General features: G+C 61.1%; 25 protein-coding genes. 10 read left to right on the plus strand and 15 right to left on the minus strand.

Annotated elements, in window-relative coordinates:
* Nucleotides 1-112: 112 nt before the first annotated feature.
* The 4 genes from ntrC to glnA form a co-directional block, all read right to left on the minus strand.
* A complete protein-coding gene (gene ntrC / locus VM94_RS22725) occupies nt 113-1603 on the minus strand; it encodes a nitrogen regulation protein NR(I) (protein ID WP_046685422.1) in 1491 nt (496 codons plus the stop codon).
* Nucleotides 1604-1651: 48 nt separating this feature from the next.
* A complete protein-coding gene (gene glnL, locus VM94_RS22730) occupies nt 1652-2740 on the minus strand; it encodes a nitrogen regulation protein NR(II) (RefSeq protein ID WP_046685423.1) in 1089 nt (362 codons plus the stop codon).
* 5 nt (nt 2741-2745) lie between these two features.
* On the minus strand, nt 2746-3228 hold the full coding sequence (locus tag VM94_RS22735; protein ID WP_046685648.1) for a DUF4124 domain-containing protein: 483 nt from the start codon (nt 3226-3228) through the stop codon (nt 2746-2748).
* 173 nt (nt 3229-3401) lie between these two features.
* Entirely contained in the window at nt 3402-4817 is a 1416-nt protein-coding gene (gene glnA / locus VM94_RS22740; protein ID WP_029496182.1) for a type I glutamate--ammonia ligase, read from the minus strand.
* A 384-nt stretch (nt 4818-5201) separates the two neighbouring features.
* Between glnA and VM94_RS22745 the strand changes: the two genes are divergently transcribed.
* The 3 genes from VM94_RS22745 (at nt 5202) to VM94_RS22755 (ending at nt 6451) form a co-directional block, all read left to right on the plus strand.
* Entirely contained in the window at nt 5202-5663 is a 462-nt protein-coding gene (locus VM94_RS22745) for a rhodanese-like domain-containing protein (protein WP_046685424.1), read from the plus strand.
* Nucleotides 5664-5819: 156 nt separating this feature from the next.
* Nucleotides 5820-6170, plus strand: a complete 351-nt coding sequence (locus VM94_RS22750) for a type II toxin-antitoxin system RelE/ParE family toxin (protein ID WP_046685425.1) — start codon at nt 5820-5822, stop codon at nt 6168-6170.
* Nucleotides 6167-6451 (plus strand): XRE family transcriptional regulator, encoded by a 285-nt coding sequence (locus VM94_RS22755; RefSeq protein WP_046685426.1) that lies wholly within the window; start codon nt 6167-6169, stop codon nt 6449-6451. The genes VM94_RS22750 and VM94_RS22755 overlap by 4 nt, the downstream gene beginning before the upstream one ends.
* A gap of 138 nt (nt 6452-6589) precedes the next feature.
* Here the strand turns inward: VM94_RS22755 and VM94_RS22760 are convergent, their stop codons facing one another.
* Nucleotides 6590-7942 carry a TAXI family TRAP transporter solute-binding subunit gene (locus tag VM94_RS22760; RefSeq protein ID WP_046685649.1) on the minus strand — a complete coding sequence of 451 codons (1353 nt, stop codon included), beginning with the start codon at nt 7940-7942 and terminating at the stop codon, nt 6590-6592.
* Nucleotides 7943-8073: 131 nt separating this feature from the next.
* Here VM94_RS22760 and VM94_RS22765 point away from each other — a divergent pair, with 131 nt between their 5' ends.
* Nucleotides 8074-8679, plus strand: coding sequence for a glutathione S-transferase family protein (locus tag VM94_RS22765; protein ID WP_046685427.1), 606 nt, complete (start codon nt 8074-8076; stop codon nt 8677-8679).
* A gap of 51 nt (nt 8680-8730) precedes the next feature.
* On the opposite strand, the gene VM94_RS22770 is transcribed toward VM94_RS22765, so the two are convergent.
* The 6 genes from VM94_RS22770 to VM94_RS22795 all read right to left on the minus strand — a co-directional run bounded on the left by VM94_RS22770 (nt 8731) and on the right by VM94_RS22795 (nt 16730).
* Nucleotides 8731-11859: a transglycosylase domain-containing protein gene (locus tag VM94_RS22770; protein WP_046685428.1), complete on the minus strand. Its 3129-nt coding sequence runs from the start codon at nt 11857-11859 to the stop codon at nt 8731-8733.
* Between the two features lie 364 nt (nt 11860-12223).
* Nucleotides 12224-13009, minus strand: a complete 786-nt coding sequence (locus tag VM94_RS22775; RefSeq protein ID WP_046685429.1) for a competence/damage-inducible protein A — start codon at nt 13007-13009, stop codon at nt 12224-12226.
* Nucleotides 13010-13040: 31 nt separating this feature from the next.
* Entirely contained in the window at nt 13041-13868 is an 828-nt protein-coding gene (locus VM94_RS22780) for an EI24 domain-containing protein (protein ID WP_046685430.1), read from the minus strand.
* Nucleotides 13868-14908, minus strand: coding sequence for a sterol desaturase family protein (locus VM94_RS22785; RefSeq protein WP_409929561.1), 1041 nt, complete (start codon nt 14906-14908; stop codon nt 13868-13870). Before VM94_RS22785 ends, VM94_RS22780 begins: the two co-directional genes overlap by 1 nt.
* Nucleotides 14905-15687 (minus strand): polysaccharide deacetylase family protein, encoded by a 783-nt coding sequence (locus VM94_RS22790; RefSeq protein WP_409929624.1) that lies wholly within the window; start codon nt 15685-15687, stop codon nt 14905-14907. The genes VM94_RS22785 and VM94_RS22790 overlap by 4 nt, the downstream gene beginning before the upstream one ends.
* Nucleotides 15688-15758: 71 nt before the next feature.
* Nucleotides 15759-16730 carry a YVTN family beta-propeller repeat protein gene (locus VM94_RS22795; RefSeq protein WP_046685432.1) on the minus strand — a complete coding sequence of 324 codons (972 nt, stop codon included), beginning with the start codon at nt 16728-16730 and terminating at the stop codon, nt 15759-15761.
* Nucleotides 16731-16926: 196 nt separating this feature from the next.
* On the opposite strand from VM94_RS22795, the gene VM94_RS22800 reads away from it, so the two are divergent.
* The 3 genes from VM94_RS22800 to VM94_RS22810 all read left to right on the plus strand — a co-directional run bounded on the left by VM94_RS22800 (nt 16927) and on the right by VM94_RS22810 (nt 18253).
* Entirely contained in the window at nt 16927-17283 is a 357-nt protein-coding gene (locus tag VM94_RS22800) for an FKBP-type peptidyl-prolyl cis-trans isomerase (protein ID WP_034760263.1), read from the plus strand.
* 198 nt (nt 17284-17481) lie between these two features.
* Entirely contained in the window at nt 17482-17736 is a 255-nt protein-coding gene (locus tag VM94_RS22805; protein WP_046685433.1) for an acyl-CoA-binding protein, read from the plus strand.
* Nucleotides 17737-17782: 46 nt separating this feature from the next.
* Nucleotides 17783-18253: a GNAT family N-acetyltransferase gene (locus VM94_RS22810; protein ID WP_046685434.1), complete on the plus strand. Its 471-nt coding sequence runs from the start codon at nt 17783-17785 to the stop codon at nt 18251-18253.
* A gap of 91 nt (nt 18254-18344) precedes the next feature.
* Here VM94_RS22810 and proX read toward each other — a convergent pair whose 3' ends face one another.
* The 4 genes from proX to VM94_RS22830 all read right to left on the minus strand — a co-directional run bounded on the left by proX (nt 18345) and on the right by VM94_RS22830 (nt 22604).
* The gene (gene proX, locus VM94_RS22815; protein ID WP_046685435.1) at nt 18345-19403 is read right to left on the minus strand and encodes a glycine betaine/L-proline ABC transporter substrate-binding protein ProX; all 1059 of its coding nucleotides are present in this window, start codon (nt 19401-19403) and stop codon (nt 18345-18347) included.
* 9 nt (nt 19404-19412) lie between these two features.
* Nucleotides 19413-20516, minus strand: coding sequence for a glycine betaine/L-proline ABC transporter permease ProW (gene proW, locus VM94_RS22820; RefSeq protein WP_046685436.1), 1104 nt, complete (start codon nt 20514-20516; stop codon nt 19413-19415).
* Nucleotides 20513-21745 carry a glycine betaine/L-proline ABC transporter ATP-binding protein ProV gene (proV, locus tag VM94_RS22825; protein WP_035828675.1) on the minus strand — a complete coding sequence of 411 codons (1233 nt, stop codon included), beginning with the start codon at nt 21743-21745 and terminating at the stop codon, nt 20513-20515. The genes proW and proV overlap by 4 nt, the downstream gene beginning before the upstream one ends.
* Before the next feature lie 574 nt (nt 21746-22319).
* Nucleotides 22320-22604, minus strand: a complete 285-nt coding sequence (locus tag VM94_RS22830; RefSeq protein WP_034760280.1) for a polyhydroxyalkanoic acid system family protein — start codon at nt 22602-22604, stop codon at nt 22320-22322.
* A gap of 198 nt (nt 22605-22802) precedes the next feature.
* On the opposite strand from VM94_RS22830, the gene VM94_RS22835 reads away from it, so the two are divergent.
* From VM94_RS22835 to fdxA, 3 genes are all read left to right on the plus strand, one after another.
* Complete coding sequence (locus tag VM94_RS22835; RefSeq protein ID WP_046685437.1) at nt 22803-24200, plus strand: hypothetical protein; 1398 nt, start codon at nt 22803-22805, stop codon at nt 24198-24200.
* 91 nt (nt 24201-24291) lie between these two features.
* Entirely contained in the window at nt 24292-24579 is a 288-nt protein-coding gene (locus VM94_RS22840; protein WP_046685438.1) for a protealysin inhibitor emfourin, read from the plus strand.
* A gap of 332 nt (nt 24580-24911) precedes the next feature.
* Nucleotides 24912-25235: a ferredoxin FdxA gene (gene fdxA / locus VM94_RS22845; RefSeq protein ID WP_010395176.1), complete on the plus strand. Its 324-nt coding sequence runs from the start codon at nt 24912-24914 to the stop codon at nt 25233-25235.
* The last annotated feature ends 268 nt before the right edge of the window (nt 25236-25503 follow it).

Raw genomic sequence — 25503 nt, forward strand, 5'->3', positions numbered from 1 at the left:
CAGTCCGGCAGGCGTCAGCTTACCTTATCGACTGCACTTGTTGTGGGTGTTGTGGCGTGCGAGGAACGCCAGGAGGGGAAGCGGACGGGGCGGGGCCCCGTCCGGACGACAATCAATCGTCCTTGGCGCCGTCGATGCCCAGCTCGGAGATCTTGCGGGTGATGGTGTTGCGGCCGATGCCCAGGCGCACGGCGGCGTCATTCTTGCGCCCGTGCGTATGCTTGAGCGCCGTCTTGATCAGGGCCGATTCGAACTGGCGTCCCAGCACGGCCATGACTTCCTGCTGCCCCGCGCCCAGCATGCCGGCCGCCTGCAATTCCAGCAAACCGATCCATCCTGGCGGCGCGCCGTTGGCGGGCGCGGCCGCTTCGAATACCTGGCCGCCGTGCGGCTGGGCAACGGCCGCCGGCACAGCCTCGCCCGCCGCCGCAGTGGCCGCGCCATCGCCCTGCCCCTGCGTCAATTCCAGCGGCAAGTCCTTGATTTCCACCGTCTGACCCGGCGCCATGACGGTGATCCAGTTGCACAGGTTTTCCAGCTGGCGTACGTTGCCGGGCAAATCGAGGCTGCTGAGGAACTGCATCGTCGGTTCGCTCATGCGTTTGGCTTCCACGCCCAGCTGACGCGCGCTTTGCACCAGGAAGTGGCGCACCAGGATGGGGATATCCTCGCGCCGCTCCCGCAAACTGGGCAGGCGCAGGCGGATCACGTTCAGGCGGTGATACAAGTCTTCGCGGAACAGGCCGTCACGCACGCGCTGCTCGAGGTTCTGGTGCGTGGCCGTAATGACGCGCACGTTCGCCTTCATGGGCTGATGGCCGCCGACGCGATAGAAATGGCCGTCGGACAGCACGCGCAGCAAGCGCGTCTGCAAGTCGAACGGCATGTCGCCGATTTCATCGAGGAACAAAGTGCCGTTCTCGGCTTGCTCGAAGCGGCCCCGGCGCGTCGTCTGCGCGCCCGTAAAGGCACCGCGTTCATGGCCGAACAGTTCGGATTCGAGCAAATCCTTCGGGATCGCCGCCGTGTTCAGCGCGATGAAAGGCTGTGCTGCGCGCGGGCTGTGCTTGTGCAGCGCGCGCGCCACGAGCTCCTTGCCGGAACCGGATTCGCCCGTGATGAGCACCGTCACGTTCGACTGCGACAAACGGCCGATGGCGCGGAAGACTTCCTGCATGGCCGGCGCCTGGCCGAGGATTTCCGGCGTTTCCGACGGGCCCGATTCAACGCTCGTTTCGCGCAGGCTCTCTTCCAGCGCGCGGCGGATCAGCTCGACAGCCTTGTCGATGTCGAAAGGCTTGGCCAGGTATTCAAAGGCGCCGCCCTGGAAGGCTGCGACGGCCGAATCGAGGTCGGAAAAGGCCGTGATGATAATGACCGGCAAGCCGGGAAAGCGCGACTTGACCGTCTGCAGCAATTCCAGGCCGGACGCGCCCGGCATGCGGATATCGGACACGAGCACTTGCGGCGTGTCAAATTCCAGTGCGGCGATGGCGTCGCGCGCATTGGCAAAACTCTTGGTGGCGAGATTTTCCCGCGCCAGGGCTTTTTCCAGCACCCAGCGGATTGATTCGTCGTCGTCAACTATCCAGATTGGCTTCATTAGTGTGTGCGTCCCGCAATGGATTTCATGGGTGGGATACCTCCTCGCTTATGGCAAGGGTAGAACGATCCTGAAATCGGTGTATCCAGGCCGGCTTTCGCACTCGATCACGCCCAGGTGCTGTTGCACGAAGGTTTGCGCCAAGGTCAGCCCCAACCCGCTGCCGCCTTCCCTGCCCGACACCAGCGGGTAGAAAATCCGGTCGCGGATCTGGGGTGCGATGCCCGGTCCATTGTCAATGATATGCAAGTCTAATGCCAGGCCGTAACGGACCTTGGCCAGGGTCACCTGGCGCGCCACGCGCGTCTTGAAAATGAGCTCGGCATCGCCCGCCTCGATGCGCTCGGCCAGTGCCTGCGCCGCGTTATGCGCGATGTTGAGCACGGTCTGTATCAATTGCTCCTTGTCGCCGCGGAATTCGGGGATCGAGGCGTCGTAATCGCGCGATATGGTCAAGCCACTGGGAAACTCGGCCAGGATCAGGCTGCGGACCCGTTCGCACACTTCATGGATATTCACGTCGCCGACGATATGCGGGCGGCGGTGCGGCGCCAGCAGGCGGTCGACCAGGGTTTGCAGGCGGTCCGCTTCCTTGATGATCACTTGCGTGTACTCGCGCAGCTCACTCAGGTGCAGGGCCGGCAATTCCAGCTCCAGCAGCTGGGCCGCGCCGCGGATGCCGCCCAGCGGATTCTTGATTTCATGCGCCAGGTTGCGGATCAGCTCCTTGTTGACCTGGCTCTGGTCGAGGATGCGCTCTTCGCGGTCGAGTTTGAGCTGCTGCACGTTCTCGCGCAACTCGATCAGCACGCCGTCGCGCGGCGCGTCGAGCGCGCTGACGATGCTGTGCACGCGCAGCGGCTCGCGTCCCAGGCGTTCCAGGCTCAGGTCCTGGCGCAAGTCGGAAAATTTATGTTCGAGCGCCTGCGCGCAAATGCCGGCCAGCTCGTCTGGATTCAAGAACAGCGCCGTCAGCTTTTGCCGCGACAGTGCTTTCAATGAGCTTTCCAGCAGGTTCTCCGCCGCCGCGTTGGCATAGCTGATGCGGCCGTCGCCATCGAGCAGGATCACGGCCGAAGCGAGCAAATCGAGGGCGGCCAGGTGCGCCGGGCGACTGGAATGGTTGTCTAGTGTCATGTGCTTTACCGAATATTCGCGATCTCGCGTTTCAGGGCCTCGACGTTCTGCTGTGTCCGGCTAATGTTGTCCTTCAACTGCGCCACTCTTTCCTGGTATTTCGCGTAATTGCGCTCATTGCCCTGGCGCTCGGGCTGGCCGCCATTGAACTCCAGGCGCTGCGCCGCCAGTTTCTGTTCTTCGCTGCGCAATTCGTCCTGCAGGATCTGGCGTCGGTCCAGGTCGCGCGCGCGCTGCTCGGCGCCATCGACCTTGGGAAACGCGCCGGCGGCAGGCGCTGCCGTGGCCGCCGCCTGCGTGGCGGGACGGGCCTGCGTGCCGGCCAGCGGCGCCGTCTTGCGTGGCGGCTCCGTCATGGAGCCCGGCAAATCGAGCAACTGGCAATGCGCGCCAGCCCGCTTGTCCGTATACGTTTTATGTCCTTGCGCATCGGCGCACACATACAATTGCCCGTGCGCCTGTGCCGCCGCGCCCAGCAATCCTGCCATCAGCGCCATTCTGTAATGCTTGGTCAATCTCTACTCCTGTCGGCGCGTGCCGCATCGTTCCTGGGCCGACTATACAACAACGCACTGTGGCGCCATAACAAAAAACGCGGGCAAGACCATCGCCTCACCCGCGTTTTTTTATTCACTACCGGCATGCTGCCGGCGTGGCGCCATTACAGCGAGTAGTACATGTCGAACTCGGCAGGATGCGTGGTCATGCGCATGCGCTGTACGTCCTGCATTTTCAGTTCCAGGTAGGCGTCGATCATCGAATCGCTGAACACGCCGCCACGGGTCAGGAACTCGCGGTCCTTGTCCAGTGCGTCCAGAGCTTCTTCCAGCGAAGCGCACACGGTCGGGATCAGTGCGTCTTCTTCTGGCGGCAGATGGTACAGATCTTTCGAGGCGGCTTCGCCCGGATGGATCTTGTTGGCAACGCCGTCCAGGCCGGCCATCAGCAGCGCGGCGAAGCACAGGTACGGGTTCGCCAGTGGATCCGGGAAGCGCGCTTCGACGCGGCGGCCTTTTGGATTGGCCACATGCGGGATACGGATCGAGGCGGAACGGTTTTTCGCCGAGTACGCCAGTTTCACTGGGGCTTCGTAGCCTGGTACCAGACGCTTGTACGAGTTGGTGCCCGGGTTGGTGATCGCGTTCAGTGCCTTGGCGTGCTTGATGATGCCGCCGATGTAGTACAGGGCGAAATCGGACAGGCCGGCATAGCCGTCGCCAGCGAACAGGTTTTTGCCATCTTTCCATACGGATTGATGCACGTGCATGCCCGAACCGTTGTCGCCAACGATAGGTTTCGGCATGAAGGTGGCGGTCTTGCCATAGCTGTGCGCCACGTTCCACACCACGTATTTCAGGTTTTGCGTCCAGTCGGCGCGCTCGACCAGGGTCGAGAACTTGGTGCCGATTTCATTCTGGCCGGCGCCGGCCACTTCGTGATGATGTACCTCAACCGGGATGCCCAGCGACTCCAGAATCAGGCACATTTCCGAACGCATGTCCTGGAAGCTGTCTACTGGTGGCACTGGGAAGTAGCCGCCCTTGACGGTAGGACGGTGGCCGCTGTTGCCGCCTTCGATGTCCTTGCCGGTCGACCACGAACCTTCGTCCGAACCGATCTTGACGAAGCAGCCCGACATGTCGATCTTCCAGCGCACGCTGTCGAAGATGAAGAATTCTGGCTCAGGGCCGAAGTAGGCGGTGTCGCCCATGCCCGACGATTTCAGGTAGGCTTCGGCGCGTTTCGCGATCGAGCGCGGGTCGCGGTCGTAGCCCTTGCCGTCCGACGGTTCGATCACGTCGCACTGCATGAACAGGGTCGTTTCTTCCATGAATGGGTCGATATTGGCCGTGTTTGGATCCGGCAGCAAGATCATGTCGGACGCTTCAATGCCTTTCCAGCCAGCGATCGAAGAACCGTCAAAGGCGTGGCCCGACTCGAATTTGTCCATGTCGAAGTGCGACACGGGAACCGTCACGTGCTGCTCTTTACCACGGGTATCAGCAAAGCGGAAATCAACGAATTTGACTTCGTTTTCTTCTACCATCTTCAAGACTTCTGCGGCTGTCATTGCCATGCGTATCTCCTAAATGAATGTGGGGTGAGCCGACCTTAATGCGTCTGGGCTGATGAAGCGAAGCAAACATTGCGTGCCACCAAAACTCATAAGGATCATAGCAGATTCCATGCCAGCTTCTGGTGGGATGACGCCGCCAAGGTCAAAACCCGGCCATCCCAATGAAAGTTTTCGTGCCCGCGATTTTCCTGCTGCGTTTGCGTCAAATCAAGAATGCACTAAGCAAGTGCAAAAAACGAATAACGCACCATTATCGTGCATTTTATGCCGATTCTTGAAAAATGCCTCCTTGTGGTGCATGCGCGATGCACCATGGTTTCCCGTTTGCGGCGCGCGGATGGCGCACTATAATCGACCACACCTGCCACTTTCATCGAGGACGCCATGACCACCGCCGCCGACATCCTGACCACCGCCCGCAGCCGGGCCAATGAAGGTACGCCGTATGCCGGCGCCGTCACGCCGCAGGAAGCGTACGACCTGCTGCAGCGCGATGCGGCCGTCAAGCTCATCGACGTGCGCACGAATGCCGAGCGCGACTGGGTGGGACGGGTTGATATCGCCGATACCCAGCATGGTGCGGTGCAGTGGGCCACCTACCCCGGTGGCGTGCCGAATCCCGATTTCCTCGCGCAATTGGCCGCCCAGGCCGGCAAGGACGAGGTGCTGCTGTTCCTGTGCCGCTCCGGCGTGCGTTCGCGCCACGCGGCCAAGCTGGCGACCGAGCACGGCTACCTGAACTGCTACGACATCCTCGAAGGTTTTGAGGGCGACAAGGACGCCGACGGCCACCGCAAGCAGATCGGCGGCTGGTGCAAGGCGGGGCTGCCGTGGCTGGGCGCCTGACGCTGGCAGCCTGATTATCTGAACCGTGTTTGATCTGGCGGGCCACCCTGTGGCCCTCTATCGGCTACAACCATCCATGCGCGCCCGATTTTTCAACTGCGGCGCAAATTCTCCTTGCAAGCGCGTACCTTATATAGTACAACATAGGGGTGCGTCATGGATGCTTCCGGCTTGCGGCAGATTACCCTGCTGTTCTATGCGAATGGCAATGGCGGCGAACCCGTGCGTGACTGGCTCAAGTCGTTGCCGGTTGAAGAGCGCCATGTGATCAGACAAGACTTGATGCATGCGCAATGGCGCTGGCCCGTGGGCATGCCCTTGTGCCGCCATCTGGGGCAAGGCTTGTCGGAGGTACGCAGCAGCCTGCCCGGCAACCGCATCGCGCGCGTGCTGATCTGCCATCACGGCGACTGCCTGGTGGCGCTGCACGGCTTTATCAAGAAAACCCGCGCCACGCCCGATGACGACCTGGCGCTGGCCCGCAAACGCTACAAGGAACTGACATGAACGCCACCGCTCCGCACCTCGGCAGCAGTCTCGACGACTTCCTCAAGGAAGAAGGCATTTTCGAGCAAACGCAAAACCGCGCCATCAAGGAAGTGATCGCCTGGCAACTGACGCAGGCGATGCAGGAACAATCGATGTCGAAGACGCGCATGGCGGCCCTGCTGCAGACGAGCCGCTCGCAGCTCGACCGCCTGCTCGACCCCAGCAGCGACGTGACGCTCTCCACCCTGGAGCGGGCCGCCGCGCTGGTCGGACGCAAGCTGTCGATCACCCTCATTTAGTACGCCTATCAAAACCTACTACGCGTCGTAATTTGCGGTCTGCGATGCTCACTGTACCTTCGTACAGCTGCGCTTCTCAACCACAACTTCCTTCCGCTCGCTACGGTTTTGTTAGGCGTTGTTAAGCGAGTTAATCGCTCAGGCCGGCTCGCCCACCTCGGTGGCAGGGTGTTCGCCCATCAGGGACAGAATACGCTTGCGCACGAAATTGATGTGGCTGCGCAAGCCATACAGCCCATCGGCAAACGACAGGGGAATCGAGATCTGGTTGACCATTTCCTCGATCTGGTCGAGCCGCTTCAATTGCGCCGCATACACTTGCGCGCGCTGCTCTGGCGGCACGTCTTCCAGCGCCTGCTCGACCGTGCGCAGCTGGCCGTACCAGCGGTACACGCGCGAGCGGATGCGCCACACGTACAAAGGCGGCACGACGCGCGACAGGGGCAGGATCAGGGCGCCGAGCGCCACCACCAGCACCCACATGCGATCAAAGAAATTGGCCAGCCAGAAACTCATGTAGCGCTGCAGCACGGGCGCGCCATCCTTGTAGAATTTCAGCGCTTCCGGTGCCACGGGAATTTCCGTGTAGCGCGCGGACGGGAACTGCCCCTGCTGCTGGAACCAGCCCGTGCCCCCATGGATGCTGGCCGCCGCCTGCACGAACAGGTCGACGAGGGCCGGATGCAAGTCTTCGCGCGCGACCAAAGTTGCCGTCGGCGCGATCAGGTGATAGTCCTGGGCGGGAATGTTCTGCCCCAGGTCGACGATACCGCGCGGCAAGACGACGTGGGTCAGGAAAGGCAGGCGCCGCGTGTACGCCTCCGCCTGCGAAAAATCAAACAGCTTGATGCCCGGCGTTTGCAACAGCATCTGGATCAGCGGCGCTTCCGGCGCCGAGCTGAACACGAGTCCGTCGATACGCCCTTCCAGCAGCTCCACCGTGGCGGGCGTGTTTTGCAAGTCGCTCACCGTCAATTCCTTCGCCTCGACGCCATTGACAGACAGCAACTGCCGGAACAGGCCGGGCACGCCCGTGCCTTCCGGTCCCAGGTTAATCTTCATGCCCTTCAATTGCGCCAGCTCCGTCACAGCCTTGTCTTCGCGCATGAAGAGCCAGACAGGTTCCGTAAACAGGCTGCCCAGGGAAATCAGGCCGTGGCGCTCGGCATCCTCGTGCTCCGTCGAGCCGCTTTGCACGAAGGCGATATCGGTTTTGCCATTGTTGAGGCGCTGCAGGTTTTCCTGCGAACCCAGCGACGGCTGCAAGGTCACCTTGATGCCGTGCTTGGCCAGGGTGGACGCATATTTCTTGCCGAACTCTTCATAGGCGCTGTTGTCCTGCCCCGTCGACAGGCTTACCTGGCGCGGCGGCGCCGGGTCGACCAGCCAGTAAGCGAGCGCGCAGAACGCGCCGACCAGCAGCAAGGTGGGACCGGCGGTGGCGAGGAAATCGCGCACGGAAAAACGGCTGAACGCGAGGATTTTGGACATGTGGTGGCGCATAGGTTTCATGGGTGGCTACGATGCCAAGAAAAGCTCAACTATGCAAGGCACTTTCACATGCGCGGCGTGGCCAAATCCGCTACAGTGGCAGATCAACCACCCGCCCTCCGGAGCCCCGCATGCTGAAAATTCTTGGAAAAGCCGCCTCGATCAATGTCCGCAAAGTCCTGTGGACGTGCGATGAACTCGACCTGCCGTATGAACGCGAAGACTGGGGCAGCGGCTTTCGCAGTACCGATGACCCCGCATTCCTGGTCTTGAACCCGAACGCCATGGTGCCCGTGCTGCTCGATGGCGACCTGGTGCTGTGGGAATCGAACACGATTTGCCGCTACCTGTGCGCCCAGGCGGGCCGCGACGATTTGCTGCCAAGCACGCCCCGCGCCCGCGCGGAAGTGGAAAAATGGATGGATTGGCAGATGGGTGACCTCAACAACAGCTGGCGCTACGCCTTCATGTCGCTGGTACGCCAGAGCCCGGCACACCAGGACGCGGCGCAACTGGCGGCCGGGATCGCCGGATGGAACAAGATGATGGGCATCCTCGAGCAGCAGCTGCAGCGCACGGGCGCTTTCGTCTGCGGCGAGCAATTTACCTTGGCCGATATCGTGCTGGGCCTGTCCGTCAAGCGCTGGCTGATGGCGCCGCTGCAGCGTCCCGACTACCCTGCCATCGCCGCTTATCACGCGCGCCTGGCGGACAAGACGGGCGTGTTTGCCGGCTAAAAAAAACGCCGGCGAGAACGCCGGCGTTTTGCTACAACTGCTTGCCAGCGGCTAATTCGTGCACTGTTTCGCCACGCCTTCGGCCGGCGCAGGCGCTTCGATCAGCGGCATCAGGCTTGGCGCCAGGGACACCAGCAGTTGCACGGGCAAGGCGCTGGTGAAGTCATAGTTTTTCGATTCCGGTCCGCGCACATACGCCGTCATGCTGCCATAGAATCGCTCGCCGATATTGAAGACGAACGTGGCCGAACGGTTCACATAGCGCGACTCGATCAGGCGGCCGCCGGCGCCATAGACGTCGAAGCGCTGGTCGCCCGTACCCGTCTTGCCGCCCATCGGGATCGGCACGCCGTCGGCGCCAACGAATGCCGTCTTCGCCCGTTTCGCCGTGCCGTCCGACACCACTTCGCGGATGGCCTTGGCAACGGCGCGCGCCACGTCCGGCGACAACACTTGCTCCGCTTCCACCTTGCTGCCCCGCTTGACCATGGTGTCGTAAGGCGTGTTGGCGGCGAAATGCATGGAATCGATGCGCACGCTCGGTTTGCGCACGCCATCGTTGATGATGATGCCCATCAACTCGGCCAGCGCGGCGGGACGGTCGGCCGACGCGCCCAAAGTCGTCGCATAGGACGGCACGAGCGAGTCGAATGGATAACCCATCTTCTTCCACTGGCGGTGGATTTCCAGGAACCCTTCCACTTCCAGCAAATTGGCGATGCGGCGGTCCTGCGCGTGCTTGCGGTGCGTATTGAACAGCCATTTGTAGACTTCCTGGCGTTCCTTTTCGCTGGCCGCCACCATCTGCGACAAGGTGGAACCTTCATGCTGGCGCAGGTACGCCACCATCCACAGTTCCAGCGGATGCACGTTGGCAAGATAACCGCGGTCGGCCAAGGACCAGTTTTCCATCGCGTACTGCTGGTACATCTTGGCGACGCGCTCGGGCGGCACTTCGTTTTGCGACGTCAGGTTGGCGTTGAGGAAATCGCCGAACTCCGCCACGGTCCCTTTTGGATTGACGGTGCGGAAGATATTCGCCAGGCGCACGGGGGTCGGGCGGATGCTGGCCAGCAGGATCTTTTCCTGCTCGTCAACGCTCTTGCCGCGGTACTTCTGGTAGAAGCGATGCAGGAATTCTCGCCCTTCCTTGTCGGCAAACCGGCTCAGGTACTGGGCCCGGCGCGGATCGTCCGCGTCCGCCAGCAGCGAGGCCGAGGAATCGGGGCGCGAAAACATGTAGTAGCGAGCCACGTCGCGCATCAGGCGCACGAACACCAGGTTGGTCGACTGGCGCAGCGCCTGCTGCACCGTCATGATGCGGCTGTCGTCGAGCTTGGAGAAGTTGCCGAAATGGTGCAAGCCGCCGCCCGTGAAGAAGCCTTCACCGGGGTTGCCCGAATATTTGCGCTCCATGGCGGCCGCCAGCATGGCGGGCAAGTTACGCGCCTCGCCGAGCGGCAATGGTTTCAGATAGGCAATCGCCCACTGCGACAGCATGTCCTTCGGATCGACGGCGATTTTATTCAGCTCGGCGGCGCCCATGCCGCTGTAGCGCTGGTGCAGCTGGTCGATGATGTCCATATACGTCACCAGGGTGCGCAGCTTGGCCGTGGAACCGAGGTCGAGCTTGGCGCCCTCGTTGATGTCGAGGGGCTGGTCGTAGTTATCCGTCTGCACGCGCAGCAAGTTGGCCTGGTCGCCCTTTTGCAGCAAGGTAAAGCTGTAGACGACGTTGGCCGGGTCGCCATTGCCCAGCATGCCCTTGCCCGTCAAACCGGCCGCTTTCGCCACTTCCGGGTCGCGCAGTTCGCGCAAGACCTTGGTGACGGCGTTTTGCGCCTGCGCGTCGAGCGTGCTGACCACTTTCAGGTCCAGGCGGTCGAGGTTGTACAAGCGCGGATCGCCGAGCATGCTGGCCAGGTGATTGCGCACGGCATTCGAGGCCTTGCGCGTGACGAACGAGGTCGACGCTTCCGATTGCACGCCAGAGGCCGTCGATGGGCGCAGCTTCTCGGCGATGGCCGCATCGCGCAGCTGCGGCGAAATCACGCCCGCTTGCGCCAGCAGGCGCAGATGGCTGTTCGCCAGCGCTTCCAGGTCGGCGCCGCCAGCCACCAGGTAATGCGAAGGACGGCGCTGGGCGATCAAGAGGCTCAGCGCCTGCTTGTAGGCCAGCGCGCTGCCCGGCTGGTCCATTTTGCCCTTGAGCAAGGTCTTCACTTCGGCAAATGGACGGCCATACCAGACCCACATGCCGTCGCCGATGCCGTTGACTTCGCCAAAACCGCTCTTTGCCGACAGCGGCACGGTGTTGAGGTAATTGACGACGATCTTGCGCCGCGCTTCCATGGTGTTTTCGCCATCCTGGTACGAACGCAGGCTGGCCGAAATCATTTGCAGCAGCTTGTCCTGCATGGAACTGGTGCGGCCATCTTCCGAATGCCGGTATTTTTCAATTTGCGTGGCCAGGGTGCTGCCGCCGCCGCCGCGGTGGCCGCCGAACAGGTTCAGCGCCTTGTCGAGGACGGCCTTGCTCAGACGGTCCCATTCCACGGCCGGATTGCGCTCGGGCGTGCCCGGGTCGAGCAATTCGCGGTTTTCAATGAACAGCAGGCTTTGCACGAGCGCGGGCGGCGCTTCGGCAAAGCCGTCGAACATGCGCTCGGGATAGCTGGCAGCGAACAGGGGCGCGGCGCGGCAATCGAGGATGCTCAGCCCCGCGCGGTTTTTCTCGTGATACGTGGCAAAGATGCCCCGGTCGACCAGTTGCACCATTTTCGGCGACATGCGCGCCTGCGCCGTCACTGCATAGTCGCGGGCATTCAGCTTGGTAATGAAATCCGGCAGGCTGGCATAGCCAAGGCGCTCATCGTAGGGCCCGTGCTGCGGATAGCGGATGGCGCCGGCCGGTGCTGGTCCAGGCTCGACCTTGAACGCCAGCTGGCGGTCAAGGCGCGTGAAAAACTCCGCCTGCAGGGCAGATGTGCGCACTTCGCGCATGACGAACCACGCCACGCCGGCGATCAGCGCCAGCACGATGATGGCAAAGATCGGCCAGATGCGCGAACGGCGCTTCTTCGGCGGACTCGCCGGCGGTGGCGCCTCCGCGCCCGTGTCGGGGAGTGGATCAGAAGGGGGCCGCTCTTGCGCGGCCAGATTGACGCCTGTGTCTTTCATGGGATGCTGGGGTAAGGTTGGGTTTGGACGGCGCGGAAAATGCGGTAGCGATACCGCTCCGCGCAGGATAAGACGAGGGCCAGCCAGGGCCGGTCACAACAAAGCTTGCTTAACATGATGTCCATACCGGTGAATCAAAAAAACACGCTGCTGCACAGGCAGGCGACCCCGCGTTCGGCACGCAAGGCCCCTGTTCACCATTCCACCACATCGGCATGAAAACGACTGACGAGCGCACACAAAAATCTTGCTTCATTGAAGATTTTCGCAAAAAAACAACGTCCTGGAACGTACGCTAGCGTACATAGAGGCAAGGCGGGCTGAACGCCAGCGAAAAAGCCGCCGGCGCCGGGCTGGCTGCAGCTCAGATGGTGGTGTATTCCGCCTGCAAGGTATCGAGCGCGGCGCACATCTGCGCAAAGGCGGTGGCGGCCTGCGCGGGCTCGCCCTTGACGCCCAGTTCGATATGCCGGCGCGTCTGTGCATCACCCACGCTGGGCAGGCTGAACACTTTGATCAGCGGAAACTCCGCTTCCAGGCGCACCATCAGCGGCGTCAGCAGGGATTCGGCCGTTTCGTACACGAGCAAGGCATGTTCCGCGTGCGGCACCTGGTTGAACAGGTGCGCATAATGCGTGTCGAGCACCCATTCGATCATGGGCCACGACATGACGGGAAAGCCGGGCACGAAATAATGCTCGCGCACGGCAAAGCCGGCAATCTTGTTGTACGGATTCGGAATCAGCTCGGCGCCTTGCACGAATTCCGCCATTTTCAGGCGGTGCAGGTTTTCCGGCGAGTTCAAATCGGCCGGCACGCCCGCCTCTTCGCCCATTTCCGTGATCCGTTGCTGGATATTGAGCTTGCCCTGCGGATGCAGCACCAGCGGCAAGCCCAGCGCATCGGCAGCCGCCTGGCGCGTATGGTCGTCCGGCGTGGCGCCGATGCCGCCAAAACTGAAGACGATGTCGCCGCTGGCAAAGCTGCGCTTGAGCAAGGCCACCAGGCGGGCCGGCTCGTCGCCCACGTATTCCGCCCAGCTCAGCTGCAAGCCCCGCGCCTTGAGCATTTGTACTACTTTCGGGAAATGCTGGTCCGTGCGCTTGCCCGACAGGATTTCGTCGCCGATGATGATCAATCCGATAGCCATGAAACTCCCTCGTAGAATTCGATAAAAATACTCAAGCGTCCGCTGTCGCCACGTCGGTCATGCCGCGTACGCCCCGCAAACGCGACAGTGCTTCCAAGCAGTAATACTGGAACCACAGGCCCGTAAAGATAAAGATCAGCACATACAGCCAGATGGCGAACGCCGCCAGGAAGGGGAAGAACACCACCGACATCACGCCGCCCATCCACAGCATGCCTGGCACGGCGCCGGCCGCGCCCGACACCATGCCGATGGCCAACAGGGGCCAGCGCTGCGTGCGCATGATGGCGTGGCGCTCTTCCGCGCTGGCGTAGTCGGCCATGGCGTCATACGCCATCACGCGGTACGTCAGCCAGCCCCACAGGACGGCTTGCCCCATCAATGCGGCCGGCGGAAACGCGTACAGGGGCAGCATGATGACCCAGGCGATGATGAACAGCAAGAACGTGGCCAGCGAAGTGGCGACGCTACCCAGCAGGCTGCCGCCATGCTTCTTGTCCAGCTGTGGAAAGTGCCGTCCGCCCACATGGCGGCCGATGGCCGGCATGGCGAACAGGCCCATGAAGATCAGCGCCGTCAGGATCATCAGCGGCAGCAGCATGAACATGGCGATCAGCGGCACGATCACGGCTTTCAGCATGCCCAGGCCAAAGGTGGACAGCACCTGCCCGCTGGTGCGGAAGAAATCGTACTGCGTAAACAGCGCATGCAGGCTGTCGATCAGCGGCTGCAAGCCCACATACAGCAGGCCGCCCCACAGGATCAGCGACAGGATGAACGGCGCCACACTCAGCAGCAATATCCTGCCGTGCAATTGCGACAGCAGGGCGCGGCCATACGAATTCAACACTTTACGCATCAACGGCGTCCTTTTCGTTTGATTCTTGCAAATTCCACCATGCGGCGCAGGCCCAGCCATTGCTGCTGCCAGAAGCCGCGGCCATAGTCGCGTCCGGGCCGGCCCATGCCCTTGCTGTCGATGCGGGCCAGCTGGTCGCGCACGCCCGTGCGCGCATAGCCGGCCGAGAAATTCGCGGTGCCCAGCAGCATATCCCAAATCGGCAAGACGACGCCGAAGTTGCAGCCGCCCATGCTGCCCTTGCCTTTCGACTCATGCCCCACGCCGATCGCGTGATGCGTGCGGTGGAAACGGGGCGAAATCAACAGCCGCTCGCCGATGCGGCCGAAGTGTATCCTCACATTCGCATGCTGCAAGCTTTGCAGAATGCGCGAAATCGATACCAGCAGCACATACTGGCCCGGCGGCACGCCGATGCCGAGCGCCACCAGCGCCATCACCACGTCGCGCAGAAAGTCATCGAGCAGGTGGTTGCGGTCATCGCTCCACAAATTCATGTTTTGCTGGCTGTGATGCAGGCTGTGCAAGCCCCACCACCAGCCGAAATGGTGCGAAGCCCGATGGTAGCAATAGTCGACGAAGTCCAGTATCACAAAATAAATGATAAAACTGAGCAAGGGACTGATGCCAGGCAACAGCGACTCCAGGTTCAAGGGGTGGATGTCATCGAAGCGCAAGGCGCCCGCCAGCGCATCCATCAGCGGATCGAGCGTAAAGAAGACGACGACGGAAAACAGGCCGATCCGGTGCAGCACGGTGTAGATGAAATCGTTCCAGCGGGCGCGCGGATCCGTGATCTTTTGCGCCGGAATCCAGGCTTCGAGCGGGCGCAGCACGAGAAACAGCAGCACCAGTTCGCACAGGCCGATCAGCAGCCACTCCGTGCCCTCGAACGCTTCTTCCGTGAATTCGCCAAAGCCCAGGTGATACACGAGTGGGTTGACGATGGTCTGGAACAGCCAGCCTTGCGCCACGCCAAAGGCATCGACCACGGCGTCGATCACCGGGGTGACGAAGCCGAGGATATCGGCGGCCATCATGGCTGGCCCTTCTTCTGCGCGTAGGCGGGATGCTCGCGCAAGGTGGCAAAGCAGAAACCCTTGTCTTGCAAGCCAGAAATCAAGGCATCGAGGTTGGCCGGTGCCCACGCATCCTTGCGCGACCAGATGCCCATGTGCGAAATGAAAATGTCGCCGCTGCGCAAGTTCGCCAGCGCTTTCTTCAGCAGCATGGCGTTCGGATACTTGTCGCTGGGCAGCTCATCGCCGGAATACCCCGCCGGCGCCCAGCCCGCGTGCTGGTAGCCGCAAGCGCTGCCAGCCGCCAGGGTACGCGGCGACGTATAGCCGCCTGGCGCGCGCCAGAACGGATCGAGCTTGTGCCCGGTCAGTTCCTGGAAGCGCGTATCGACCCGGCGCAATTCTTCGCAGAACTGCTTATCGGTGAAGGCGGCCAGCTTGCCGCCATCTTTGCCGAACTGGGGCTTGACCTGGATCAATCCATTGGCCAGATCTTTCTTCCAGTACACGTGGTCAAACGTATGCGTGCCAAATGCATGGCCTTCGGCGACCCGGGCTTTCCAGTACGGCGCCCACGAGGCATCGAGCGAATAGTCGCCGCGCGTCGTCTTTTCATTGGCCAGGAAAAACGTGGCTTTAACATGACGCTTGTTCAGCACGTCGGCAATCAGTTGCGCTTGCGACTGACTGCCCGTGTCGAAGGTCATATAGATGGTGCCCTTGCAGGCGGCCGGGGCTGAAGATGCGGCTGCGGCCGGGGCTGCTGGTACCGGTGCGGCGGCATGCGCGGGCGACAGCATGGCGCTGGCGCACAGCAGCATGGCGGACACGCGGCCCGCGGGAATCAGGTATTTCATCATCACACCCGCCATCACATGCGCGGCGAGTGGGTGGCGAAATACACGCCATGGGGCGAGCGGCCTACCGGTATCGTCTTGATGACCTTGCGCGTCGTCAGGTCAATCACGGCCACTTTCTTGATCCAGCGCAGGGTCACCCACATGGTCTTGCCATCGGGTGTGATTTCCATGCAGTCCGGACCGCCCGGCACATTGATGGTGCCCACGTTTTCCAAGGTTTTCTGGTCGATGATGTTGATGGTGTTCGACACGCGGTTCGAGACAAACGTCATGCGGTTGTCGCCGAGCGCGCGGAAATTATGCGTACCGGCGCCCGCCTTGATGCGCTTGACGGTCTTTTGCGTGCGCCAGTCGATCACTTCCACGTAATCGCTGCCCATGATGCCGACCAGCAAATGCTTGCCATCGGGCGTCATCGTGATACCGGCCGGCGCGGGGCCGACAGGCATGGTCCACTTGACGGTTTGCGTGGCCAGGTCGATGGCGCTGACCTGGTTGCTGCCCTGCTGGGTAATGAAAGCTATGGTGCTGTCGGCCGTGAACGCCATGTGGCTGGGCAGCTTCGGCAGCGGGATGCGCTTGGCCAGGGTCAGGTTCTTGCCGTCGTAGCGGTACAGGTCGATGCGGTCCAGGCGCAGCGAATTCGAAATGAACCACTTCTGGTCCGGCGAAAAGCCGATCTGGTACGGGTCGAGGATGTTGCTGATGCGGCGCTGGATCTGGCCCGATACGGGATCGAGGAAAATGAGCTCGTTGCCAACGGAACTGGCGACGATCAGCGACTTGCCATCGGGCGTTTCCATCAGATGGTGCGGTTCCTTGCCGACGGCAAAGGTGGACAGGGGAGCATAGGTTTTCTGGTCCAGCAGTTGCACCGTAGCATCACGGGAATTGAGCACCACCACCACTTCGGCTTGCGCCGTCGATATTGCGGAAACCAGGCACAGCGAGGAAAAAACAAGGCGGCGTAGACTGCGGAACATGGAAGAAATCACTGTTAAATACAAAACATGCATTTTACGTGGAACACTGTATTTATTGTGTGAAATCCCCTTTAAATGCGACCGACAACCACACATCGGCGTAATTTCCGGTTTTTCCCTGCACCGGGCCTGGAATGGCGCTTTGCAACTCATTGCTCTACAATCTGAAGCTTTCATCGCCTACACAAGGATTATCATGACCACCACCACTACCGCTTCCGGCCTGCAATACATCGATACCGTCGTTGGCGAAGGCGCTGAAGCGCAAGCCGGCAACAATGTTGTCGTGCATTACACGGGCTGGCTGCAAAACGACGACGGCAGCGCCGGTTCGAAATTTGACTCGAGCAAGGACCGCAACGATCCATTCGAATTCCCGCTGGGCGCAGGCCGCGTCATCCAGGGCTGGGACGAAGGCGTGCAAGGCATGAAAGTGGGCGGCAAGCGCCAGCTGATCATTCCTGCGGCACTGGGCTATGGCGCACGCGGCGCCGGCGGCGTGATTCCACCGAACGCCACCCTGATTTTCGACGTCGAACTGCTGGGCGTATAAGTAGCTGAAGGCTGCGATCCAAAGACCGCGCCAGGCGCCGCCCTGTTCACTCAGCGGCGGCGTTTTTGTTTTGAGTGTGTCCTCTAATGTACGGCGCGCTTTTTTCACTATGATGTCAGGCACTGCAGCACGCACGGTGGCCACTCCGCCGCGCCTGCCGCACTTTTCCAGCGATTCCATCAGCACACAGGAGCCATCATGAGTTTACAAGAGCAATTCGAACAAGCGCAGCTCGATTCCAAGACCCTGTCCGAGCGTCCGGACAATATGACCTTGTTGAAAATATACGCCTTGTTCAAGCAAGCGTCGAGCGGCGACGCCACGGGCGAGCGTCCTAGCATGACCGACTTCGTCAACCGCGCCAAGTTCGACGCCTGGGCGGCCCTGGCCGGCACCTCGAAGGAAGATGCGCAGCAACAATACATCGACCTGATCGAAGACTTGAAGGACTGATCGTCCCTCCCTGCCCCGGCGCCTGCCGGGGCAGTATAATTTCTGTATGACACCATCACCGAATTCCCTGGTTTCCCTGGCCCATGCCGCCGACCTGCCCCGCTTGTTCGATGTCTGGCACCTGTCCGTACGCGCCACCCACGATTTCCTTGCCGATAGCGATATCGCTTTCCTGGTGCCCTTCGTCCGCGACGAGTTGGCCAGGGTGACGGCAGAACGCCTGCTGCACGTGCTGCGCGCCGATGACGGCGTCGCCTATGCCTTCCTGTGCGTAGAGCACGCCAGGATCGAGATGCTGTTCGTGCATCCCGACCAGCGCGGCAGCGGCGCCGGCCGCGTGCTGGTGCGGCACGCCATCGCGGCCCTGGGCGCCACGGCTGTCGATGTCAACGAACACAACACGCAAGCGCATGGCTTTTACCGCCACCTGGGCTTTATCGGGGAAAGCCGCTCCGAACGCGACCCGTTCGGCAAGCCTTTCCCCATTTTGCACCTGAAACTGGCCGAAAATGGCTAAAAACTCACCAAAAACCACCAAAACAGGCCGTTAACGCAAAAGTGGCTACCAAAATGGTAGCCACTTTTTCATGTTGAAACGGCGCTAGAATTTACTTTTTCGCCGCCGCCAGCGCTTGCGCGATCCAGCCGTCAAACTTTTGCTGGTGGAACTTGATCCAGCCAGCCGTATGGCGGGCGATATCGGCTTGCGTGTTTTCGCCACGGCGCATGCGCTCGTTCTGCGCATTGATGTCGGCCACGGGCAGTTGCATCACTTCGAACAGCTTGGCAGCCGCCGGGTTTTTCTCGGCCCAGGCCTTGTTCGACACGATGCGCGCCGTGTTGACGGCAAAGCCGTAATCGCTGCCATTGTCCAGACGCGTGTTCACTTTCTCCGGATTGGCCGAGAACGGCACTTTCAGCCAGACCACGTCCTTGCCCGGCACCAGCACGCCGCTGACCCAGTACGGCGTCCACGTGTAGTACAAAATCGGTTCGCCGCGCTTGTAGCGGCCCATGGTGTCGGCGATCAGGGCCGCATAGCTGCCCTGCACGTGCGTCACCGTTTCGCGCAATTTATACACATCCATGTGATTTTCGATCAGCGCTTCGCAGCCCCAGCCGGGGTTGCAGCCCGTCAAGTCGGCCTTGCCGTCGCCGTCGTGATCGAACAGCTTGGCCAGGTTCGGGTCGCGCAACTGGTCGATATTCGTGATGTTGTACTTCTCGGCCGTCGCCTTGTCGATCAGATAACCTTGCGCGGCAGGACCGGCGTATTGGCCCGTGCGCAACAACTTGGCGTCGCCGCCCGCATTGTTATAGAAATCCTTGTGCATCGGATCCCAGTGCACGGCCATGAAGGTGGCGTCGCCGTTGGCGATGGCGATATGCGCCGTCGGATACTCCACTTCCTTGATCGGCTGCACTTCGTAGCCGAGCTTTTCCAGCGCCTTGTCGACCAGCATGGTCTGGAAGGTTTCTTCCGCGATCGAGCTTTGCAGCGGCTGCACCTTGATGCCCTTGCCGGGCAGCGCATCGGCGGGCGCGGTCGGCGTCTGCGCCATGGCCAGGCTCGTGGTCAGGGCCATGGCGGCGATTGCCAGGGCGGAAAACAGCTGGAACTTGCGTTGCGATTTTTGCGTCACTTTAAAATTGTCAATTTGATGCATGTGGTTCCTTTATTGTGCGTTGGCCAGCGTAGCTTGCTGTTCAACATTATTTTTCTCCGTATTGCCGCGCACCAGGCGCAGCACGAAACCGGCAGGACCCGTCTGGTACCAATGGCGCACGCCGCGACGTGGCTGGCCCATCGCTTGCGTCAAGCGGTCCAGGGTGATGGCCAGCAGCACGATGCCCAGGCCACCGACGGTTGCCAGGCCCATGTCCAGGCGGCCGATGCCGCGCAATACCATCTGGCCCAGGCCACCGACGGCGATCATCGAGGCGATCACGACCATCGACAGCGACAGCATCAGCGACTGGTTGATACCGGCCATGATCGATGGCATGGCCAGCGGGAACTGCACGCGGGTCAGCAACTGCCACGGCGAGGCGCCATAGGCGCGGGCCGCTTCGATCAGGTCGGGACGCACCTGGCGGATACCGAGGTTGGTCAGACGCACGAGCGGCGGCAGGGCAAAGATGATCGTCACGATCACGCCTGGCGCATTACCGATACCAAACAGCATCACCACCGGCACCAGATAGACAAACGCAGGCGTCGTCTGCATGGCGTCCAGCAAGGGACGCAGGATATTCTGTGCGCGGTCGCTGCTGGCAAGGAAAATACCCAGCGGCAAACCGATGGCCAGGCAGAAAGCCAGCGACGTCAATACCAGCGACAGGGTCGTCATGGCTTCCGGCCAGATGCCCAGCATCGACACGACCAGCAGCGCCAGCACGGTGCCGATGGCCAAGGTGCGGCTGGTAAATTGCCACGCCAGCAAGCCGATGATGGCGATCACCGTCAGCGACGGGGCCGCCAGCAGCACGCCTTCCACGCCGGACAGCACGCTGTCGATCGGTGCGCGCACGGCCTGGAAAAACGGGCGGAAATGGGCGACAACCCAGCCCAGGCCCTGGTTGATCCAGCTTTCCAGCGGCAGCGAGCCGTCGAAAATCTGCGTCAGGTGAAAACCGGAGGCCGCGTGTTCCGGCTGTACGGCCGGTCCGGCCGCATCCAGCCAGGACGTGTCGCCCGGCGGCGTCAGCGCCCAGGGATTGATTTGCGCGGCCGGCTGTTCAACAACAGCTTCTACTGTGGAAACGGTGCTTGGATTCATGCTTGTCCTTTCTGTTGTTGTTCGGCAATGGCTGGCGTATCGCGGTCGAGGAACTTCAGCAAGGTTGTCTTGCTGATGGCGCCGCGGAAGCTGCCGTCATCGGCCACCACTGGGACGGCGTAAGGCAGCTGCGCCACCTGGCCGAACAAGCCGGCGACCGGCTCGTCCGCATTGATGGTCTGCACGTCGGGCAGATAGGCATGCGCCAGGCCCAGCGGACCAACATGGCCGTCGAGCGCGCTGCGCAGTGAATCGGCCGACACGACGCCGAGGAACTTGCGCTGCGGATTGACGACGTAGGCAAACGCGCGATCCTGCTCTTCCAGCATCGACAGCGCGGCGCGCGAGCCGCGGCTCGGCGACTCGGACACGACGATCTGGCTCTTGCGGGCAATATCGCTGGCCTTGAACACGGCCGCCGCATCGACGCCGCGCACAAAGTTGCGCACGTAATCGTTGGCAGGTTTGCGCAGGATTTCTTCCGGCGTGCCTACTTGCACCACGTGGCCGTCTTTCATGATGGCGACGCGGTCGCCGATACGCATGGCTTCATCAAGGTCATGCGAAATGAAGACGATGGTGCGGCGCTTGATTTGCTGCAAGCGCAGCAGTTCCGATTGCATTTCCGTACGGATAATCGGATCGAGCGCGGAAAACGCTTCATCCATCAGCAAAATCGACGGATCGCAAGCCAGCGCACGGGCCAGGCCCACGCGCTGCTGCATGCCGCCCGACAATTCGTCGGGATAGCTGGCGCCGTAGCCGTCCAGGCCCACTTGCTCCAGTGCTTGCTGGGCCAGCGCATGGCGCTCGGCCTTGGGCATGCCGGCCAGTTCCATGCCGAAGGCAGTGTTGTCGAGCACGGTAATTTGCGGCAGCAGGGCGAACGACTGGAACACCATGCTGATGTCCTTGCGGCGCAGGGCGCGCAGCTGGGCGTCGGGCAAGGTATTGATGTCGTTGCCGTCGATCAGGATGCGGCCGGCCGTCGGTTCGATCAAACGGTTCAGCATGCGCACCAGGGTCGACTTGCCCGAACCGGACAAACCCATGATGACGAAGATCTCGCCCGCTTCAATGGTAAAGGTGGCGTCGAAAACGCCGATGGTGCAATCGGTCTTGGCCAGAATGTCCTGCTTGCTGGCGCCTTGATGAACGAGTTCAAGCGCTTCTTCTGGCTTGTCGCCGAACACTTTGAACACATGGTCGATAATGATTTGTTTTGCCACGATGTGGTTCTCCCTCGATTTGACGAATGGAATGAAACCCTGCAAGCCTGCTAGCTTGCGGCGGGAATCAACAAACCCTGTTGCGTCGGCTACGCCACGGCGCACAAGCGCACGGGAGCGACAGGAAACAGGGGGTGACACGCGTGTGACCAGCGGATGGCCAAAGCCGGTGCCGGGGTGCCGTGTGCGTGCTAAAAGAGGCTGTGGTTCAGGACTTTTAACAACGCTAGCGCCATGCAAATACATGGCACCAAATGTATTTGACCGAAAAAAAATCGACCAAGCTACTTTTAACTGGATGCGGGTGTAAAACCCGAAGAATTATTCACCACTGAGCGAGTGGAGAGTACTGCGAAGCAGAAGGTGAAACGCGGTGTAGCTGTTGTAAATATGACTCAAGTATAACGCAAAAAGCCAGCAAAGTCCAATGGCTTTCCAAATAGAAATGTGCTAGCAATGTTCGCTAGCGTACAGTCAGACGTCAAAAAGGCGAAAAGCGACGTGTTTTCGTCGTCTTTTCGCCTTCCGCCGCAGCTTCATTTTTTACCACCAAATGGAGCGCCAGACAAGCGGATCAAGCTGGCTCGGTAAACACCTTGCGCATCTTCTCGGCGATCTTGCCTTCAATCGTGGAAGCGAAGGCGCTGAGCATGAAGCCCAGCTTGATTTGCAGTTGCGCCTGCTCTTTTTCCAGGGTCAGCGAACCATCGACGCCGCTGCGCTCGAAGCGCAGCACATCGCCATCCCAGGCGCACGCCAGATCGTATTCCTGGGCCAGCTTGTCGGCCACTTGCTGCGCCGCTTCGCGCGCCTTTGCTGCTGTCAGCTTATGTTGCTGAACTATATTTATATCCGCCATCAAACGATCCTTTTATTATAAAAACGGGTGCCATACGGCCAGCATCATACCAGCCGCCATGCGGCGGGCACGGCCGCAGCCGGCGCCGGACGGCTAAAAAAGCCCGCCCTTCCCGCCCATCGCTTGCGCCGGATCAAACCGGGCACGCCGAAGCGGGACGACTATTCCTGTTCCAGCTGCGCGTCTTGGAGAACCACCATGGACCAGAAAGTCATCGTGCCGGTCGAAGCCGTACTGACCAAATGCGTGTCCCTGCCCGTCGGCTATGTCCCTACTCCCTCGGCGCCATACCGTTTGCACCGCAAGAATGCGCAACTGACTCTGCAGCCGGGTCCGCCCCGCCTGACCGAGGCCACGGTGCGCAACGTGGCCGCCGTGCCCGTCGGCTCGCGCGTGCTGATCTGGAAGCAAGACCCGTCCGTCAGCGAACTGGGCACGCGCAAGAGCTTTTTGCCCGGCCTGATCCTGCAAGGCCCGCGCGACGCGCGCATCACGTTTGGCGAACCGGGCATCGCGCAGGTCAGCCCGAATGCCTTCGGCGACTTCATCGTCTCGCCCAACACCGACCAGTTCGACGCCGTGCACACGTTTGCCATCGTGCGCATGACATTGACCATGTACCAGCGCGCGCTGGCCAGCAACGACACGGCGCCACCCCTGCCCTGGCAATGGAACAGCGCCAGCAACACGGCACCGCTGCGCGTGTTCCCGCACGGCTTGCCCAATGTCATGAATGCCTATTACAGCCGCAGCGACAAGGCGCTCAAGTTCGGCGACTTCATCCCCAGCGGCGCCACCGAGCGCGTCTACACCTGCCGCTCGCTCGACATCGTCTCGCATGAAACGGGGCACGCCGTGCTCGATGGCCTCAAGCCCAACTGGCTGCTCAGCAACAACCCGCCGCAAACGGGCGGCTTGCACGAATCGTTCGGCGACCTGACGGCCATCTTCCTGGCCCTGTCGCAGCTGGACCAGGTGGAAGCGGTGATCGCGCAAACGAAATCCGACCTGCACGACAAGACCTTCCTGGCCGACCTGGCCGAGCAGTTTGGCCTGGCCCTGGGCCGGCCCAACGGCTTGCGCAATGCGGACAACGACATCAAATTGTCGGAAGCGGGCACGGAAGTGCACGCCATCTCGCAAGTGTTTACGGGCGCCATCTACGACATCCTGGCCGACATCTTTGCCCACGAACGTCAGCCCCAACTGGAAGACGATGCGGCCGTGCTGCACCGCTGCGGCGACTACCTGCGCAGCCTGGTCCTGCGCGCCCTGGTGGCATCGCCCGACCAGGCCGCCACCTATGCCGACGTGGCCGGCCACATGCTGACGATCGCCCAAGCCGATGGCAATGGCGCCTACCTGGACTTCATCCGCAACAGCTTTACCGTGCGCGAAGTATTGAAAGCCAATGCCATGACGGAAGATGGGCAAATGACCTTTGCCCCCGATATCGTCGACGACGACAACGCCGTGCAAGACAGGCGTGCCTGCTGCGGTACCATGAACCATGCGGAATACAGCGAGTCGGATCAATTGCTCGAAGCGGAGCGCGAAGCGCTGGCCGCATGGTGCCGCGATTACGGTCCCCGATAAATAGCACTGCGCACCAGCGCGCCCGCGTCAAGCCAGCCGGAACAGCGGCAGGCTGTGGCGCGTCCCACCACCACCCACAGCAAGGAACAGCATGAAAATTTCAGCCCGCAGCAACGGCGGCTTTGCCGGCCTGAGCGAACAGTATGAGATCGATACGCAAGCCCATCCGGCTGGCCCCGGTCTGGAAGCGGCACTGGCCAGCAGCGGCTTTTTCACGCAGCCGCAGGCCACGGCCGAACAGGTGGGCGCCGATATTCCCCGGTGGCAGATCACCGTCGACGCACCCGCCGCGCGCCGCACCATCACGTTTGCCGAGGATGGCAGTGCCGAAAATGCACGTTGGCAGCAATTGCTGACGCAAATACGCGCCAGTGCCTGATCGTTCCGGCACGTATTGTGTGCCGATCTTGATTTGGGTAAAACAAAAACACCACACGGCAAGCCAGCATGCGACCCGCCCCGCACCCTGCAGCATCGGGCGACTGTCGCTTTCTTGCCGCGTTCTTCATGGCAACGTCCCGGATAGTCGCTGAATTGCCCACTCTGCGCGGCAACGGCACTGCCAAAAAATGAATTTGCTTATATGTATTGTATATAAGCGGGATTTGTGAGAAATAGCGAATTGCCTTAAAATACAATGCTTTGCTTTAGTATGCGCCGCCGACGTTCCTGCAGGCGCTACAGCACCTCCCCCAAATTGATAGGACTGTTATGACCCACGTTGTCACCGAATCCTGCATCGCCTGTCGCTATACCGACTGCGTCGATGTCTGCCCGGTAGATTGTTTCCGGGAAGGCCCGAACTTCCTGGCGATCGATCCGGACGAATGTATTGACTGCGCCGTCTGCGTGGCAGAGTGCCCGGTGAACGCGATTTTCGCGGAAGAAGACGTGCCGGGCGACCAGCAAGCCTTCATCAAGATCAACGTCGATCTGGCCCGTAACTGGCCTTCGATCACCAAGACGAAGGCAGCCTTGCCGGAAGCCGAGCAATACAAGGACGTCAAGGACAAGCTCGACATGCTGGTGCGCTAAGCGCACGTCAGCACGGCGGCCGTTCCTGCCGGGAGACTATTTCCCGCAGGAGCGTGGCAGCAAAAAACAGACAAAAAGCAGCGGAAACGCTGCTTTTTTTGCTTTTAAAGCATGGTTGCAGGTCTATCCATGCAAGTGTGGCGCGCTGTCACAACTATGCGCAAACTGTGGATCTATGCGCGGTAAAGCACATTTTGTCCTCAACAAATATCGTAAAATTGGATTATGATATTTGAGCCGATATTGGCGCTTGGAATTAAACAAGGAC

The sequence above is a fragment of the Janthinobacterium sp. KBS0711 genome, assembly GCF_000988085.1.
Classification (GTDB): Bacteria; Pseudomonadota; Gammaproteobacteria; order Burkholderiales; family Burkholderiaceae_D; genus Janthinobacterium; species Janthinobacterium lividum_E.

Bases quoted from the DNA above. Each gene is read 5' to 3' on its own strand.
- ntrC (WP_046685422.1), bottom strand. From the start codon at position 1,603: ATGAAGCCAATCTGGATAGTTGACGACGACGAATCAATCCGCTGGGTG.
- glnL (WP_046685423.1), bottom strand. From the start codon at position 2,740: ATGACACTAGACAACCATTCCAGTCGCCCGGCGCACCTGGCCGCCCTC.
- VM94_RS22735 (WP_046685648.1), bottom strand. From the start codon at position 3,228: ATGGCAGGATTGCTGGGCGCGGCGGCACAGGCGCACGGGCAATTGTAT.
- glnA (WP_029496182.1), bottom strand. From the start codon at position 4,817: ATGGCAATGACAGCCGCAGAAGTCTTGAAGATGGTAGAAGAAAACGAA.
- VM94_RS22745 (WP_046685424.1), top strand. From the start codon at position 5,202: ATGACCACCGCCGCCGACATCCTGACCACCGCCCGCAGCCGGGCCAAT.
- VM94_RS22750 (WP_046685425.1), top strand. From the start codon at position 5,820: ATGGATGCTTCCGGCTTGCGGCAGATTACCCTGCTGTTCTATGCGAAT.
- VM94_RS22755 (WP_046685426.1), top strand. From the start codon at position 6,167: ATGAACGCCACCGCTCCGCACCTCGGCAGCAGTCTCGACGACTTCCTC.
- VM94_RS22760 (WP_046685649.1), bottom strand. From the start codon at position 7,942: ATGTCCAAAATCCTCGCGTTCAGCCGTTTTTCCGTGCGCGATTTCCTC.
- VM94_RS22765 (WP_046685427.1), top strand. From the start codon at position 8,074: ATGCTGAAAATTCTTGGAAAAGCCGCCTCGATCAATGTCCGCAAAGTC.
- VM94_RS22770 (WP_046685428.1), bottom strand. From the start codon at position 11,859: ATGAAAGACACAGGCGTCAATCTGGCCGCGCAAGAGCGGCCCCCTTCT.
- VM94_RS22775 (WP_046685429.1), bottom strand. From the start codon at position 13,009: ATGGCTATCGGATTGATCATCATCGGCGACGAAATCCTGTCGGGCAAG.
- VM94_RS22780 (WP_046685430.1), bottom strand. From the start codon at position 13,868: ATGCGTAAAGTGTTGAATTCGTATGGCCGCGCCCTGCTGTCGCAATTG.
- VM94_RS22785 (WP_409929561.1), bottom strand. From the start codon at position 14,908: ATGATGGCCGCCGATATCCTCGGCTTCGTCACCCCGGTGATCGACGCC.
- VM94_RS22790 (WP_409929624.1), bottom strand. From the start codon at position 15,687: ATGCTGTCGCCCGCGCATGCCGCCGCACCGGTACCAGCAGCCCCGGCC.
- VM94_RS22795 (WP_046685432.1), bottom strand. From the start codon at position 16,730: ATGTTCCGCAGTCTACGCCGCCTTGTTTTTTCCTCGCTGTGCCTGGTT.
- VM94_RS22800 (WP_034760263.1), top strand. From the start codon at position 16,927: ATGACCACCACCACTACCGCTTCCGGCCTGCAATACATCGATACCGTC.
- VM94_RS22805 (WP_046685433.1), top strand. From the start codon at position 17,482: ATGAGTTTACAAGAGCAATTCGAACAAGCGCAGCTCGATTCCAAGACC.
- VM94_RS22810 (WP_046685434.1), top strand. From the start codon at position 17,783: ATGACACCATCACCGAATTCCCTGGTTTCCCTGGCCCATGCCGCCGAC.
- proX (WP_046685435.1), bottom strand. From the start codon at position 19,403: ATGCATCAAATTGACAATTTTAAAGTGACGCAAAAATCGCAACGCAAG.
- proW (WP_046685436.1), bottom strand. From the start codon at position 20,516: ATGAATCCAAGCACCGTTTCCACAGTAGAAGCTGTTGTTGAACAGCCG.
- VM94_RS22830 (WP_034760280.1), bottom strand. From the start codon at position 22,604: ATGGCGGATATAAATATAGTTCAGCAACATAAGCTGACAGCAGCAAAG.
- VM94_RS22835 (WP_046685437.1), top strand. From the start codon at position 22,803: ATGGACCAGAAAGTCATCGTGCCGGTCGAAGCCGTACTGACCAAATGC.
- VM94_RS22840 (WP_046685438.1), top strand. From the start codon at position 24,292: ATGAAAATTTCAGCCCGCAGCAACGGCGGCTTTGCCGGCCTGAGCGAA.
- fdxA (WP_010395176.1), top strand. From the start codon at position 24,912: ATGACCCACGTTGTCACCGAATCCTGCATCGCCTGTCGCTATACCGAC.